The organism is Pseudomonas sp. L-22-4S-12 (assembly GCF_009799935.1).
Classification (GTDB): domain Bacteria; phylum Pseudomonadota; class Gammaproteobacteria; order Pseudomonadales; family Pseudomonadaceae; genus Aquipseudomonas.
The window spans coordinates 20,143-34,761 of sequence record NZ_WELL01000014.1 but is presented as its reverse complement, the minus strand read 5'-3'; the positions used below and the strand labels follow the sequence as shown (position 1 = coordinate 34,761).

The 14,619-nt window shown below is 65.4% G+C and carries 15 protein-coding genes; 3 read left to right on the top strand and 12 right to left on the bottom strand.

What is annotated here, in order from left to right:
• Nucleotides 1-298 precede the first annotated feature (298 nt).
• Nucleotides 299-1,798 (bottom strand): PLP-dependent aminotransferase family protein, encoded by a 1,500-nt coding sequence (locus F3I16_RS20760; RefSeq protein WP_160495427.1) that lies wholly within the window; start codon nt 1,796-1,798, stop codon nt 299-301.
• 124 nt (nt 1,799-1,922) lie between these two features.
• On the opposite strand from F3I16_RS20760, the gene F3I16_RS20755 reads away from it, so the two are divergent.
• On the top strand, nt 1,923-3,128 hold the full coding sequence (locus F3I16_RS20755) for an NAD(P)/FAD-dependent oxidoreductase (RefSeq protein WP_160495426.1): 1,206 nt from the start codon (nt 1,923-1,925) through the stop codon (nt 3,126-3,128).
• Between the two features lie 296 nt (nt 3,129-3,424).
• Here F3I16_RS20755 and F3I16_RS20750 read toward each other — a convergent pair whose 3' ends face one another.
• Nucleotides 3,425-4,333 (bottom strand): LysR family transcriptional regulator, encoded by a 909-nt coding sequence (locus F3I16_RS20750; RefSeq protein WP_160495425.1) that lies wholly within the window; start codon nt 4,331-4,333, stop codon nt 3,425-3,427.
• Between the two features lie 139 nt (nt 4,334-4,472).
• Between F3I16_RS20750 and F3I16_RS20745 the strand changes: the two genes are divergently transcribed.
• Nucleotides 4,473-4,868, top strand: coding sequence for a RidA family protein (locus F3I16_RS20745; protein WP_160495424.1), 396 nt, complete (start codon nt 4,473-4,475; stop codon nt 4,866-4,868).
• A gap of 93 nt (nt 4,869-4,961) precedes the next feature.
• Here F3I16_RS20745 and F3I16_RS20740 read toward each other — a convergent pair whose 3' ends face one another.
• The 5 genes from F3I16_RS20740 to F3I16_RS20720 form a co-directional block, all read right to left on the bottom strand.
• The gene (locus tag F3I16_RS20740; RefSeq protein ID WP_160495423.1) at nt 4,962-5,531 is read right to left on the bottom strand and encodes a DUF1285 domain-containing protein; all 570 of its coding nucleotides are present in this window, start codon (nt 5,529-5,531) and stop codon (nt 4,962-4,964) included.
• Nucleotides 5,532-5,577: 46 nt separating this feature from the next.
• Nucleotides 5,578-6,183, bottom strand: a complete 606-nt coding sequence (locus F3I16_RS20735) for a DUF4823 domain-containing protein (RefSeq protein ID WP_160495422.1) — start codon at nt 6,181-6,183, stop codon at nt 5,578-5,580.
• A gap of 138 nt (nt 6,184-6,321) precedes the next feature.
• Nucleotides 6,322-7,215 (bottom strand): radical SAM protein, encoded by an 894-nt coding sequence (locus tag F3I16_RS20730; protein WP_160495421.1) that lies wholly within the window; start codon nt 7,213-7,215, stop codon nt 6,322-6,324.
• Between the two features lie 140 nt (nt 7,216-7,355).
• Entirely contained in the window at nt 7,356-8,324 is a 969-nt protein-coding gene (locus tag F3I16_RS20725) for a GTP 3',8-cyclase MoaA (RefSeq protein WP_160495420.1), read from the bottom strand.
• Between the two features lie 81 nt (nt 8,325-8,405).
• Nucleotides 8,406-9,044 carry a TetR/AcrR family transcriptional regulator gene (locus F3I16_RS20720; protein ID WP_160081347.1) on the bottom strand — a complete coding sequence of 213 codons (639 nt, stop codon included), beginning with the start codon at nt 9,042-9,044 and terminating at the stop codon, nt 8,406-8,408.
• Nucleotides 9,045-9,118: 74 nt separating this feature from the next.
• Between F3I16_RS20720 and F3I16_RS20715 the strand changes: the two genes are divergently transcribed.
• Nucleotides 9,119-10,252, top strand: coding sequence for an aminotransferase class V-fold PLP-dependent enzyme (locus F3I16_RS20715; protein WP_160495419.1), 1,134 nt, complete (start codon nt 9,119-9,121; stop codon nt 10,250-10,252).
• A gap of 473 nt (nt 10,253-10,725) precedes the next feature.
• Here F3I16_RS20715 and F3I16_RS20710 read toward each other — a convergent pair whose 3' ends face one another.
• The 5 genes from F3I16_RS20710 to mltG form a co-directional block, all read right to left on the bottom strand.
• Nucleotides 10,726-11,508: a TatD family hydrolase gene (locus F3I16_RS20710; RefSeq protein WP_160495418.1), complete on the bottom strand. Its 783-nt coding sequence runs from the start codon at nt 11,506-11,508 to the stop codon at nt 10,726-10,728.
• Between the two features lie 61 nt (nt 11,509-11,569).
• Nucleotides 11,570-11,926, bottom strand: a complete 357-nt coding sequence (locus tag F3I16_RS20705; RefSeq protein ID WP_110682561.1) for a PilZ domain-containing protein — start codon at nt 11,924-11,926, stop codon at nt 11,570-11,572.
• 34 nt (nt 11,927-11,960) lie between these two features.
• On the bottom strand, nt 11,961-12,947 hold the full coding sequence (locus F3I16_RS20700) for a DNA polymerase III subunit delta' (protein ID WP_160495417.1): 987 nt from the start codon (nt 12,945-12,947) through the stop codon (nt 11,961-11,963).
• The gene (tmk, locus tag F3I16_RS20695) at nt 12,940-13,572 is read right to left on the bottom strand and encodes a dTMP kinase (RefSeq protein WP_160495416.1); all 633 of its coding nucleotides are present in this window, start codon (nt 13,570-13,572) and stop codon (nt 12,940-12,942) included. The genes F3I16_RS20700 and tmk overlap by 8 nt, the downstream gene beginning before the upstream one ends.
• A 9-nt stretch (nt 13,573-13,581) precedes the next feature.
• Entirely contained in the window at nt 13,582-14,619 is a 1,038-nt protein-coding gene (gene mltG / locus F3I16_RS20690) for an endolytic transglycosylase MltG (protein WP_160495415.1), read from the bottom strand.

The window sequence follows — 14,619 nt, the reverse complement described above, 5'->3', positions numbered from 1 at the left end:
GGCCATGGCGGCCTGACTTAAACGAAACGGCCTCCACAAAACCCGGGGCGATTCACTCTCAACATCGCTCATGGGCTGCAGTCCCGTTTCGCTTTGACTGGCTATCAGGTTAGTCCGGTATCGGCGCCTATCCACATGCCTACCGGAGGTACTGTTTTCTAAATGCTTCGCAGGTAATGAGGGGCTCATGAAAGAGGTCATTTAACGGCCGCTAGTGGCCGCTTTCTGCCTGTTGGCGACGGTCGCGCTGTGGCACCGTCATGCTGGTTAAAACCCAGGCATGCGCCAGTGCCTGACCTTATCGCCTCAATGCCAGCGCAACCGCCCTGGCAGCCTCCTCGATAGCGCGCTCAGCGTAGGGCGCAAAGCCCAGTACCAGTCCCGGTCCTCGGGGCTGTACGCAGTAGCGCGCCAGCGGCATGCAGTCGATACCGGCGGCCTGCAGTCGGGCGAACGCAGCCTGTTCGTCGTCCATCTGCAGGCTGCAGGTGATATCCAGCCCGGCGCGGATCTCCGGTACCTCGATCAGCCCCTGCCAGTGCCGCTGAGCTGAGTCGGCGAAGGCCGCGGCGCGTGAGGCGTAGATCTTACGCATGCGCCGCACATGGCGGTCGAAATGCCCTGCATGGATAAAGTCGGCCAGCACCGCTTGCGACAGGCTGTTGGCGTGGCGTGACATCAGCGCGGCGGCGCGGGTGAAGCTGTCCAGCAGGTGCGCCGGCAATACCAGATAGGCCAGGCGGATGGAGGGAAACAGCAGCTTGCTGAAGGTGCCGGCGAGAATCACCGACTGCTCCGCCGCTGGCATCGAACGCAGTGCCGGAATCGGCTTGGCGATAAAGCGGTATTCGCTGTCATAGTCGTCCTCGAAGATATAGCTGCCGTGCTGCGCCGCCCATTGCAACAGCGCCAACCGACGCGCCGGTGAAAGTTCGCCGCCCAGCGGCGCCTGCCGTGAGGGTGTGACGTAGGCCAGCCGGGCATTCGGAGCCAGGCGCACGGCCTCGTCCACCTGAATGCCGTAGGCGTCGACCGGCACATCCACTCGCTGCACGCCCGATACATCGATCAGCTGACGCGCACCGGGGTAGCCGGGGTCTTCCATCCATACCTGGGCATTGCCCGGTGCCAACAGGCGCAGGCACAGGTCGAGCCCCTGCTGCACGCTGTTGAGCACCAGAATGCGTTCGGCCGGCACCTGCACACCACGGGCGATGGCCAGGTAGCCGGCGATGGCTTCACGCAGCGCCGGCAAGCCGCCGGGGTCCGAGTCGAGCAGGATGGACAGCCGTGAGGCGCGCAGTTGCTGGATATGCAGCTTGCGCCACAGATCGACCGGGAACGCCTGCACATCGCCCCGGTGCGGGAAGAAAGGCCGCAACCCTGGCGTCACCGAGCGCCGTGCAAATACCGGAGTGATCGCATCCAGGCGCTCGATCCACGGCGTGGCCGGCGGCGTCCGCGGCGCCTCTTGCGTGGCCACGACCCGGCGCCGCACATAGCCGGCGTTGAGCGTGGCGTCCGGCAACACCTGGCAAACCCGCGTGCCGCTGCCGGTCTGAGCCTCCAGATAACCCTCGGACAGCAGTTGCTGATAAGCCGCCTGGGCCGTGCCACGTGCCAGCTGGTAGTGCTCGGCCAGCGCGCGCGTGCTGGGCAGCTTGCTGCCAGCCGGCAGGCGGCCGCCGAGAATGGCGCCGCGCAACGCCTCATACAGCCAGCGCTGCAGGCTGACGCCCTGCTCAGGCGTGCCCAGCGACAGGAAGACCACCTGCGGTGGCGTTTTGTCGGCGGGCATGCTCGCTCCAAAGTGGATCAATGAGTTCAGGCAAGAATGGATCAATACCCTGATCCAAGCCAGGGGCAGAATCACTCCCGTCGTCAGCCAACAGCCTTTCTCTTCAGCACGGGAACCTAACACTATGAAACAGCAAATCCTGATCATCGGTGCCGGCTTTGCCGGCATGTGGAGTGCACTCAGCGCCGTGCGCCTGCTCGATCAACAGCAGCGCCTGGACGTCAACGTCACCCTGCTTGCGCCCCAGGCGGAACTGCGCGTGCGCCCACGCTTTTATGAGTCCGACCTGGCCAGCACCGTTGCACCACTCGGCCCGCTGTTCGAGGCCGTGGGAGTGCGCTTCGTCCAGGGCAGCGCCACGCAGATCGATGCCGCGAGCAAGCGCGTCAGCTACCGCGACGCGTCGGGTGCCGAGGCCGAGCTCGACTATGATCGCCTGATTCTGGCCTCCGGCAGCCAGGTGGCGCGCCCGTCGCTGGAAGGTGTCGAACGCTTTGCCTTCGATGTCGACAGCCTGGAGTCGGCGCGGCGTCTCGCCGTCCATCTGCAAAGCCTGGCCCAGCAGCCGGAGAGTGCCGCGCGCAACACCGTGGTGGTGGTCGGCGGCGGCTTTACCGGTATTGAAACAGCCACCGAAATGCCGGCACGCCTGCGCGCCATCCTCGGTGAACAGACCGATGTTCGCGTGATCGTGGTGGATACGGCCAAGCGGATTGGCGGGGCCATGGGTGAAGCAATCGCCGATGTCGTCAGCGAAGCCAGCGCCAGCCTGGGCGTCACCTGGCGGCTCGGCAGCCCAGTATCCAGGGTGGATGAGCACGGCGTACAGCTGAGCAACGGCGAACGCATTGCAGCCAGCACGGTGATCTTTGCCGTGGGTGTGAAGGCCTCGCCACTGACCCAGCAGATCAACGGCGAGCGCGACGCGCATGGCCGCCTGCACGTGGACCGCAACCTCAAGGTGCTCGGCCAGGATGCCATCTACGCCACCGGCGACACCGCCTACGCGGCCGTGGATGAGCAGGGCAATCACGCCCTGATGACCTGCCAGCACGCCATTGCCCTGGGCCGCTCGGCCGGCAACAACGCCGCTGCCGATCTGCTCGGTGTCACGCCGATTGCCTACAGTCAGCACAAGTACGTCACCTGCCTGGATCTGGGCGCCTGGGGCGCGGTGTTTACCGAAGGTTGGGAGCGCAAGGTGCTGCTGACCGGCGAGGAAGGCAAGGCGCTGAAAACCCAGATCAACACCCAGTGGATCTACCCACCGGCAGCGGATCGGGCAATCGCCCTTGCGGCGGCCGACCCGTTGATCCCGGTGGTGGCATAAGGCTCGGCACCAACCTGGGCTATCCGGCCAAGGTTGTTAACAACGGGATTGCCCAACGGCAATCCTGTTTTGATTTATCGAAGCCAAGGTTTTTCTGCGCCTCATAGAGCGTCAGCCCGGAAAAACGCGCTGACAAACGTGCTGAACACATCGAGGGTTTACCGCCTGATGCAACCGGCAGCAATGGGTCGAAAGCAGTCTTGAGCGAATGACTGCTTCTGGCCGAAAGCAGCCCCCCAGAAAAACCTCAAAACTGGTCAAGTAACGTCGCATCACCTAACCGCGCAGCGCCAAACTCACGCGCTGCGCTGCGCATGCTCCCTCATCAGCTCCACCACCCAATCGATAAACACCCGCAGCTTGGCGCTGACATGCCGGTTGGGTGGGTAGGCCAGGTAGAGCGGCATCGGGTCCAGTTGCCAGTCCTCGAACAGCGGCACCAGCGCGCCGCTGGCGCGGTGGGGCTTGGCCATGTATTGCGGTAGCCAGAGGATGCCCAGGCCCGCCAGGCCGGCGGCGAGGTAGGCGTTGCCGTCGTCCACCGCCAGGGCCGGGCGGCCCTGCAGGCCGATGCGTTCCTCGCCGCGCTGCAGGATGCCGGCAAAGGCCTTGCGGCTGCGCGCGCCGAGGAAGCTGACGATAGCGTGCGTCGCCAGTTCGCTCGGGTGTGCGGGCACGCCGGCGCGCGCCAGGTAGCCGGGCGATGCGTACACGCCTAGCTGCAGATCGCCCAGGTGCCTGGCCACCAGCGACTGGTCGCTGATGGTGCCGCCGCGCACCACGCAGTCCACGTTGTCGCCGATCAGGTCGACGTAGCGGTCGCTGACGCCCAGGTCGAGCTGGATTTCGGGGTAGCGCTGGTGAAAGGCCGGCAGCGCCGGGATGAGGATCATGCTGGCCAGCGGGCTGGGCACGTCCACCCGCAGCCTGCCCCTGGGCACGGCCGAGGCGGCGGACAGGCTGGTTTCGGCGTCGTCCATGTCGGCCAGCAGGCGGATCACCCGCTCGTAGTAGGCGGCGCCGTCGGCGGTGACGTTGACCTTGCGCGTGGTGCGGTTGAGCAGGCGCACGCGCAGTCGCGCCTCCAGTTGCTGCACCAGTTGGGTCACGCTGGTCTTGCTCATGTGCAGGGTGTCGGCGGCCTTGGTGAAACTGCCGGTTTCCACCACGCGGGCGAATGCCTGCATCGCATCGAAACGGTCCATCGCGGCTCCGGGCTGATCGGGATTGTTTGGATTCTACAAACAGTGCTGGGCAGTGTTGCTCGTTTATCGGTACCGGCCGTCTTCTTACAGTGACTCCATCGTAAACAACCGGCCGCAATGGCCCCGATGGAGGCATGCAATGACCCGTAAACGTGATGGGGTATTCCCACCTGACCGCCATGCGCTGTACGAGCTTCATCGCTACTCGCCGGCGATTCGCTCCAACGGCTTTCTGTTCGTGTCCGGCCAAGTCGGCAGCCGCAAGGATGGTTCGCCCGAGCCGGACCTGGGCGCGCAGGTACGCCTTACCTTTGCCAACCTCAATACGATCCTGGCCGAGGCAGGCTGTAGCTTCGATGATGTGGTCGATACGACCATCTTCATGGTCGACCCGGACTCGAAATTCGAGACCATCTGGGCAGTAGCAGCCGAGTACTGGGGCGAAGCACCTTACCCGACGGTGACCGCTATCGGCGTGACCTGGCTGTCTGGCTTCGATTTCGAGATCAAGGTGATCGCCAGGCTGCCGCAGTAGCCCTACGGGCAGGAGAGGTGTTTAGCTGTCGCTGGGCTACGCCTGTGGCTAACCCAGCCTACGGGAGGGGATGCGAGTCGGAACAGGGGGCACCTATTCCGGCAACGGCCCGATGGGGAAGAACTCGCCGCTGCTCCAGACGCCCAGCCAGGTCTGCCCGTCGATCTGGCGTGGTACGGCCAACTCGACCAGCTGGTAGAACACGTTGCGGTGTACCAGCGCTTCCAGATTGCTGCGCACCAGCAGGTAGGGCGCCGGCTCATCGGTCAGCGGGTCCAGTTCGACCCGCAGTGGGTGCTCGGCGCCGGCCTCGATCTCGTCGTCGACATTGCTGGTGAAACGCAGCACCTGCTGCTCGCCCTCGCCTTCGACCTGCAGGGTCACGGCCACGAACGGCGCATCGTCGACGGTGATGCCGACCTTCTCCACCGGTGTGATCAGGAAGTAGTCGTCGCCGTCGCGGCGGATGATGGTGGAGAACAGCTTGACCATCGGCTTGCGGCCGATCGGCGTGCCCAGGTAGTACCAGGTGCCGTCGCGGGCGATGCGCATGTCGATATCGCCGCAGAAGTCCGGATTCCACAGGTGCACCGGCGGCAGGCCCTTGCCTTCGCCCTTGGGAATCTGCGCCAGCAGGTTGCCGGCCTTGCCGGGATCGGTCATTGCTTACTCCTCATCGCTGCGCCTATCAGTATGCGGCGCCCAGCGGTTATTGCGAACTGACCCCCAGCAGGCCGCGGGCATATTGCTCGAACGGCGGCCGCAGAAGGTCCTGGGGCTGCTGGTCATAGAAGGTCAGGAAACCGCCGCGATTGTGGATGCGCGCGGTGTCCACCAGGTAACGGGTGTTGGTCTCGATCAGCATCAGCTGGATCACGCCGCTGTCCACGCCCAGGCGATCCAGGGCTTCCTGGTCATCCCACTCCTCCAGCGTGCCGATGCGGTCGTCGGCCCCAGCGAAGCGGCTGTACAGCAAGTAGTGGGCGCCGGCATTGCGCGCCTCGCTCATCGCCTCCTCCAGGCCCTGCGGCCGGGCCGCGCGACGCACCAGCGGGAAGTACTCGACGAAGGCGTTGAAGGCTTCCTCGGCCACCACGTTGGGCCGCGGATAGGCACTGCCCGGCGGCACGAAGTGGCTCTGGGCGATGAACACGAAGGAGTCGGGCTGCAGGCGCCAGGTGTTGGCCCGGCGGGTATCGCTGTGGTCGAGCACGCCAGCATCGCGCAGGTGGTACTCGGTGCCGGCGGCCATATCGCTGACCTTCATGCAGCCACCCAGGCCGAACAGGGCCAGCAGCAGAATCAAGCTACGCATCGCAAATTCTCCCAGGCCGGTGACGGAAAACCGGCGGATAGACGGCCCCTGCAGCTTCCGCGCCAAGCTGAAAAGCTGTTCACGATTTTACGAGCGAGAGCCTGGCATGGCCGACGCGCAGCAAATCGTGGCAGTCACTCACAGGCCGCGCTGCCACTCCTGGCGCAAGCGCGCCGCCTGCGGCTGCTCGATGGCCTGGCGTACCTGGGCCAGCAGACGCGCCTTGTCGGCCCCCAGGTTGCCCTTGAGCACCAGGTAGTTGGAGGCGTGGTCGCTGCGAAACACCGTGTCGCGCAGCTCCAGGCCCTGCAGCAGGCGCTCGACTTCGACGAACAGCTCATGCTGGCCGAGCGGCTGGAAGTCGGCAAAGCCTTCGCGGAAACGCGCCTCGCCGGTGGGGAAGCTGACCACCAGGGTGGAGAGGAACTCCGGCTGCGCGGCATTCATCAGGCGCGCCGAGTTGTCCGCGTGCTGCTCGCTCAGGCGGGTGCCGCCGAGGCCGTTGAGAATCATCACCGAGCGGCTGATGCCGGCTTCGCCGAGTTTTTCCAGGGCGCTCAGGCTGGACTCGTAGGTCTCGCCCTTGTTGACCCGTGCCAGCACCTCGTCGTCGCCGGATTCGCAACCGACATAGGCCATCTTCAGCCCGGCGTCGGCCAGTTCCCTGAGCTCGCTCACCGACTTCTTGCGCAGGTTGCGCGGCAGGCAGTAGCTGGAAACGCGGGTGACCTCGGGCATGTGCTCACGGATGGCGGTGAGGATGCTCAGCAGGCGCCGCGTCGGCAGCACCAGGGCATCGCCGTCGGCGAGGAACACGCGTTGGACAATCAGCTGCTGGCCGGCGCGACGGATTTCCTCGAGCACCTCGGCCTCGTCGCGGGCGCGGAACTTCTTCTGTGGCTGGGTGTACATCTCGCAGAAGGTGCAATGGTTCCACGAGCAGCCATTGGTCACCGGCAGGATCAGCGAGTGGGCTTCGCTCGGCGGACGGAATACCGGTTCGATATAGGCGATGGGGAATTCGGCAGACATTTTTGAGATACACAAATAATTGATGATCTCGCGAGCTAGAGCCAGGCTAGGCGAAAACATGCGAGGAAGCGGAGTTTACTGCAGTAAATGAGCATTCCGAGCGTGTTTTCAACGACGCATGGCCGACGCGCAGCAGATCATCAGCCGCCGATAATTTTCATCACGGTGACCCCGCCCGAGAAGGCGATGTCCTGTTTGTCGGCCAGGGCCTGCACCAGCAGCCGCTGCAGCGCCGGCAGGGCCTGGTGGCGCGGCTTGTCGAGGAGGTCGCCGACATAATGGCGATTGCTCGACGACAGGCAGCCATGCAGCCAGCCGGTGGACGACAGGCGCAGGCGCGAGCAGGTGCGGCAGAACGGCACGCTTTCGTTGGCGATCACGCCGAAGAAGCCCTGCCCGGGAATCTCGTAGCGCAGCGCGGTGGCATCCAGCGGCGCCTCGGCCTGGACGAACTCGTAGCGTTCGCCGATGCGCGCCAGCAGCTCGTCCATGCCGTAGAACTGCTGCTGGAAGGCATTGCCGTCGCGGGCCAGGTGACCCATGCGCATCAGTTCGATGAAGCGCAGCTCGAAGCCGCGCTCCAGGCAGTAGTCGAGCAGCGGCAGGACCTGCTCGTGGTTGTGCCCGCGCAGCGGCACCATGTTGATCTTCACCTGCAACCCCGCCGCACGCGCCTCTTCCAGGCCATGCAGCACGCTGGCCAGGTCGCCGCCACGGGCGATCTGGGCAAACGCCTGCGGATCGAGGGTATCCAGGGAGATGTTCAGGCGGCGCATGCCGCATTCCAGCAGCAGCGGCAGTTTGCGACTGAGCAACTGGCCGTTGCTGGTCAGGCTGATGTCGGCGAGGCCGAGCTGGCTGACCTGGCGCAGGAACAGCTCGAGCTTGGGACTGACCAGCGGCTCGCCACCGGTGATGCGCAGGCGTTCGATGCCGGCTGCCTCGATCAGGTAGGCGACGCCGCGCACCATGGCTTCGGCGGACAGCTCGTCCTGGGCCGCGACCAAGCGCTTGCCGTTCGGCACGCAGTAGGTGCAGGCGTAGTTGCAGGCGGCGGTCAGGCTGATGCGCAGGTTGCGAAAGCGTCTGCCCTGGCGGTCAACGATCATGGGCGACTCCGGCTGGGTATAGTCCGGAGTATATGCCCGCCAGCGAGCGTAAAGTACGCATCATTGGCGGGCTGAATGGCATCAGGCGGCCGGGGTGTCGCCGTCGCGCTTGCGCTTGTTGCCCATGCGCACGCCGATGTCCATGAGGAACTGGAAGAAGCCATCCTGGTCTTCCAGCACGTTGCTCCAGAACGGCGAGTGGTACAGCGCCACGGCGCCATGCACCAGGGCCCAGGCCGCGCAGTAGTGGAAGTACGGCGGCACGTCTTCCAGCTTGCCTTCGGCGATGCGACCCTTGATCAGCTGGGTCAGGCGCTCGAAGTTGGAGGCGCGGATCTTGTGCAGCTGGTCGACCATTTCCGGCACCTGGTTGCCCTTGACCACCTTCTCTTCCAGGCGGTCGAACAGCCGGTAGCGCTGCGGGTCGCGCATGCGGAACTCGAAGTAGGCGCGCGACAGGGCTTCCTTGTCGCGGTCGACGTCGGCCGAATGCAGCAGCTCGTTGAGGTCGCGCTCGTAGTCGAGCATCAGGCGCAGGTAGATCTCCGCCTTCGACTTGAAGTGCTTGTAGATGGTGCCTTTGCCGATACCCACCGCGTCGGCGATCATCTCGACGGTTACGCTGTCTTCACCCTGTTCGAGGAAGAGCTTCAGCGCGGTATCGAGAATTTCCTGTTCGCGGCGGCGGAATTCACGGACTTTGCGAGGTTCTTTGTTCATAAAGTGACTACAGGATGAAAAATCGGGGCGCGTTATTATGCCTGTTCAGCGCCAAATTGCACGGATCATCGCCCATGTCAGCCATTTCCAGCGAATTCCCCCAGATTGCCGGCCTGCGTTACCTCAACCACGCCGCCGTCGCCCCCTGGCCAAGGCGCGCCGCAGAGGCCGTGCAGCGCTTTGCCGAGCAGAACAGCCGGCTCGGCGCCCGCGACTACCCGGACTGGCTGAAAGTCGAGCTGCGCCTGCGCGAACGCCTGCAACGCCTGCTCAATGCACCGAGCCGCGGCGATATCGCCCTGGTCAAGAACACCTCCGAGGCCCTGTCGTTCGTCGCCTTCGGCCTCGACTGGCGCACCGGCGACCAGGTGGTGATCAGCGACGAGGAGTTCCCCTCCAACCGCATCGTCTGGGAAGCGCTCAAGCCGCGCGGGGTCGAGGTGATCCAGGTCAGCCTGCAGGGCCGGGACCCGGAGGCCGACCTGCTGGCCGCCTGCGGGCCGCGCACGCGGCTGCTGGCGATCAGTGCCGTGCAATATGCCAGCGGCCTGCGCCTGGACCTGGAGCGCCTCGGTGCCGGCTGCCACAGCCGCGGCGTGCTGCTGTGCATCGACGCCATCCAGCAGCTCGGCGCCCTGCCCTTCGACGTGCAGGCCAGCGGCTGCGCCTTCGCCATGGCCGACGGACACAAGTGGCTGCTCGGCCCGGAAGGGCTGGGCGTGTTCTATTGCCGCAGCGAGCTGCGCGAACAACTGACGCTGCATGAATACGGCTGGCACATGCTCGAACATGCCGGCGACTACGAGCGTACCGACTGGCAGCCGGCACGCAGCGCGCGGCGCTTCGAATGCGGCAGCCCGAACATGCTCGGCGCCATGGCCCTGGAGGCCAGCCTGTCGCTGCTGGAGGAAGTCGGCATGGCCAGGGTCGGCGAGCAACTGGAAGAACGCATGCAGCTGCTCCAGCAGGGCCTGCAGCGCCTGCCCGGCGTCCGCCTGCACAGCCCGCTGGACGCTCGGCGGCGCGCCGGCATCCTCACCTTCAGCCTGACCGGCTGGGATAACCAGCAGCTGTTCGCCCGCCTTCGCCAGGAACAGGTGATCTGCGCGCAACGGGGCAAAGGCGTGCGCCTTTCACCACATTTCTATACGGATCATGCGGTGCTCGAGCAGACCGTGGCGCTGCTGGGCCAGCTGGCACAAGGCTGAGTGCTCAGCAGCCGCAGCGGTATTCCAAATCCGTTTAAAAAAGCGCGGCAACCTGCCTGGACGCGGGGGAAACATGACCAATACTTGAGCTTACTGGTGCGCGGCATCTCCCCCCAAGTGCCCCGCCAGGCAAGATACCGTGGACCGCGTATCTTGATTTACTCCTAATGGTCTTGACCCGGATTCATCCCCCAGAACCCGGGTTTTTTTTGCCTGCGATTTTTACGGCAATACGGCTAGAGCCTCTCAGAACCTGTCTACGATCTTCTGAATTAGAGCCAGACAAGGCGCTACGTTAGTAACAGCCTCTGGCTGGTCAAAACGGCCGAGGAAGCGCAGTTTACGAGCTGTAAATGAGCATGACTCTTTTCACTCGCCCTTCGGGTCGCGCTAAAGCGCGTTAGCCGCAAGCGGCTTGCCGAGGCCGTTTTTAACGCGGTATGGCCGCGAGTCAGGAGATCGTAAACAGGTTCTCAGGCCACCCGTGCCAGCGGGAACAGACGCTTGAAGTTGGCGCTGGTCTGCGCGGCCAGATCCTCGAAGCGTTCGCCGCGGACCAGGGCCAGGAACTCCGCCACCTCGCGCACGTATTGCGGCAGGTTGGCCTTGCCGCGGTAGGGAATCGGCGCCAGGTAAGGCGAGTCAGTCTCCACCAGCAGGCGATCGGCCGGCACCTTGCGCGCCACTTCGCGCAGGGCATCCGCATTGCGGAAGGTGACGATGCCGGACAGCGAGATGTAGAAGCCCAGGTCCAGCGCGGCCCTGGCCATCTCCCAGTCCTCGGTGAAGCAATGCAGCACGCCGGCCTGGGGCAATGCCGCCTCGCGCAGCAGGGCCAGGGTGTCGGCCCGCGCCTCGCGGGTATGCACGATCACCGGCTTGCCGGTCTGCCGGGCAGCCTCGAGATGCAGGCGGAAGGATGCCTGCTGCAGTTCGGCGGCTTCCGGCTCGTAGTGGTAGTCCAGGCCGGTTTCACCGATGGCCACCACATGCGGGTGGTTCAGCTCGGCCAGCAGCCAGTCCAGCACCGGCGCGGCGCCCGGCTGCAGATCCAGCGGATGGACGCCGACCGAGCAATCGACATCGGCGTAGCGCTCGGTCAGCCCCTTGACCGCCGCGGCATTCTCCGCGCTGACACCGATGCACAGGAAGTGCTGCACCCCACGGGCACGGGCCGCATCCAGGGCGGCATCCAGCGAGCCGCCGTGGGCCGTCAGGTCGAGGCGGTCGAGGTGGCAATGGGAGTCGATCAGCATGGGCATACCACTCAAACGAAAACGCCACCCTCGCGGGTGGCGCAGAGTCATACGGTTTGGCTTACATGGTGTGGGTCGGACGATCCGACTTCAGCGCACCGGCCAGGTAGGTTTCGATCTTGTTGCGCGCGGTGTTGTCACCATCGTTGAACTGCACGCCAACCCCGGCGGCCCGGTTGCCCTGGGCACCTTTCGGGGTGATCCACACCACCTTGCCGGCCACCGGGATCTTCTCCGGCTCGTCCATCAGGTTGAGCAGCATGAACACCTCGTCACCGAGCTTGTAGCTCTTGGCCGTGGGAATGAACAAGCCGCCATTCTTGATGAAGGGCATATAGGCGGCGTAGAGCACGGACTTGTCCTTGATGGTCAGGGACAGGATTCCGTTACGCGGTCCAAGATTGGGTGGCAAGCTCATGCGGCATTCCTAGCAAACTATCCAATTTTCGATTCTAGCCCGGTCCAGGCAGGCTTGCCCACTGCACCAGCAGTGCTTCGAGAAGCAAGACACTGTTCAGATTGGCCTTATTCAGGACTTTCTGGCGCTGCTGCAGCAGCCAGTCCTGCATCGCCAGCACCCGCGTTTGCGGTGTTTTGCCCGCCAGGTACTGCACCACCTTGCGCATATCCGCCAGGCCCAGGCCCTCTTCGTCCTGAGTCAGCTGATAGCGCAGCATGGCCTGCGTCCAGTCGCAGAACCAGTCGAACAGCATGGCCATCGGCAGGGTCTTCCAGGCCTCGGCCAGCTGGCTGGCGCTGGCCTGCTGCTTGAGCAGTTTCTTCACCCCCTCGACCACCAGCGCGCGCTGTTCACGCACACCCTGCTGGTGCAGGCGCCGCGCCATCAGCGGCGAACCACCGGCGAGGACGAGCAGCTCGCCGCGCTCGCCCTCGCCGCACTCGGGCAAGGCCTCGGCCAGCCAGGCCAGGCTGCTGGCCTGATCGGGCAGCGGACAGGCCTGCTGCACGCAGCGGCTCTTCACCGTCGGCAGCAGCCGGCTGGGCTGGTGACTGACCAGCAGCAGCACGGTATTGCCGGCCGGTTCTTCCAGGCTCTTGAGCAGGGCGTTGGCGGCGTTGATGTTCATCGCCTCCACCGGCTCCAGCAGCACCACCTTGCGCCCGCCGAGCTGGGCGGTCTGCACCACGAAGCTGACCAGATCACGCACTTGGTCGACCTTGATGCCCTTGTCGGCCTCTTCCGGCTCGAGGATGTAGTTGTCCGGGTGACTGCCGGCCGCCAGCAGGTGGCAACCCTTGCACTGGCCGCAGGCCTCCAGGCCGGTCGGTCGCTGGCACAGCAGCAGCGCCATCAGGCGCTCGGCCAGGTGGCGCTTGCCGATGCCGGCCGGGCCGTGCAGCAGGTAGGCGTGGGCATGCTGCTGGCGTCCGGCCAGCTGCTGCCACAGGGCCTGCTGCCAGGGGTAGGCTTCAGCCACGGCAACGCTCCAGGATTTCCGGCAACAGCCGGTCGATGGACTGCTGCACGCCGGCCAGCGACTGCGCCGCATCCAACACGCGGTAGCGGGCCGGCGCAGCCTTGGCGCGCTGCAGGTAGGTGTGGCGCACCGCATCGAAGAAGCCGCGCCCTTCCTGCTCGAAGCGGTCCAGGCGCCCGCGGGCGGCGGCGCGGGACAGGCCGACCTCGATCGGCAGGTCGAAGACCAGGGTCAGGTCGGGACGCAGCTCGCCCTGCACGAAGTTTTCCAGGGTGGCGATGCGCGCAACGGACAGCCCGCGCCCACCGCCCTGATAGGCATAGGTGGCATCGGTGAAGCGATCGCAGAGCACCACGCAGCCACGGGCCAGGGCCGGCCGGATGACTTCGGCCAGGTGCTGGGCGCGCGCGGCGAACACCAGCAGCAGCTCGGTGTCGGCGGCCATCGCTTCATCGCTGGGGGTCAGCAGCAGCTCGCGGATGCGCTCGGCCAGCGGCGTGCCCCCCGGCTCGCGACTCAGCAGCACCTCGATGCCCTGCTCGCGCAGGCGCTCGGCGAGGTATTCGCGGTTGGTGCTTTTGCCGGCGCCTTCGGGGCCTTCAAGGGTGATAAACAGACCGCTCACGGATGATCCTTATTGGCGCACGGGGCTGGAGCGATAGTCGGCACGGCGCTTGAGCTGGTATTCGCTCACCGCGCGGTTGTGCTGCTCCAGGGTGTCGGAGAATACATGGCTGCCATCGCCGCGGGCGACGAAGTAGAGGCTCTTGCCGTCGACCGGATGCAGCGCGGCATGGATCGCCTCGCGCCCGACCAGGGCAATCGGCGTCGGTGGCATGCCGTCGATGGTGTAGGTGTTGTAGGGCGTGGGCTCGCGCAGGTGGGCGCGGGTCAGGTTGCCGTTGTAGCGCTCGCCCAGGCCGAAAATCACCGTCGGGTCGGTCTGCAGGCGCATGCTGCTGCGCAGACGGCGGACGAAGACCCCGGCGATCTGCCCGCGCTCCTCCGGCACCCCGGTCTCCTTCTCCACCATCGAGGCCATGATCAGGGCATCGTAGGGTTTGCGGTACGGCAGCCCTTCGGCACGCTTGCGCCACTCCTCGTCCAGCACCAGATCCAGACGGGCATAGGCCTGCTTGAGCAGCTCGAAATCGCTCATGCCGCGCACATAGCGGTAGGTATCGGGAAAGAAACGCCCCTCGGGGCTGACGCCCGGCTGCCCCAGCTTGGCCATCAAGGCGGCGTCGTCGAGCACGGCCACGCTCTGCTGCAAGGCGCTCTGCCGGCGCAGGGCGGCACGCACCTGGCGAAAGCTCCAGCCCTCAACCAGGGTCAGGCTGTACTGCACCACCTCGCCCCGCTGCCACAGCCCCAGCAGATCGCGCGCCTTGTGTTCGGGCAGCAGGCGGTATTCGCCGCTGTGCAGAGCCTGGCCAGGCAGCTTGAAGCGCCAGTACTGGCGCAGCCAGAAGGCGCCATCGAGCACCCCGTCGGCCTGCAACTGGTTGAGCAGGCCACCGGGAGTGGCTCCGGGCTCGACATTCAGCAGGCGCGCCTCGCTCAGCTGCAGCGGCTGCTCCAGCGCCGATTGCAGACGCCAGGCGGCCAGCGCCAGGGATACCACGAGCAGCAGCACGCCTGCGGCGAGCAGCAGCAAAAGCTTGCGTATCAC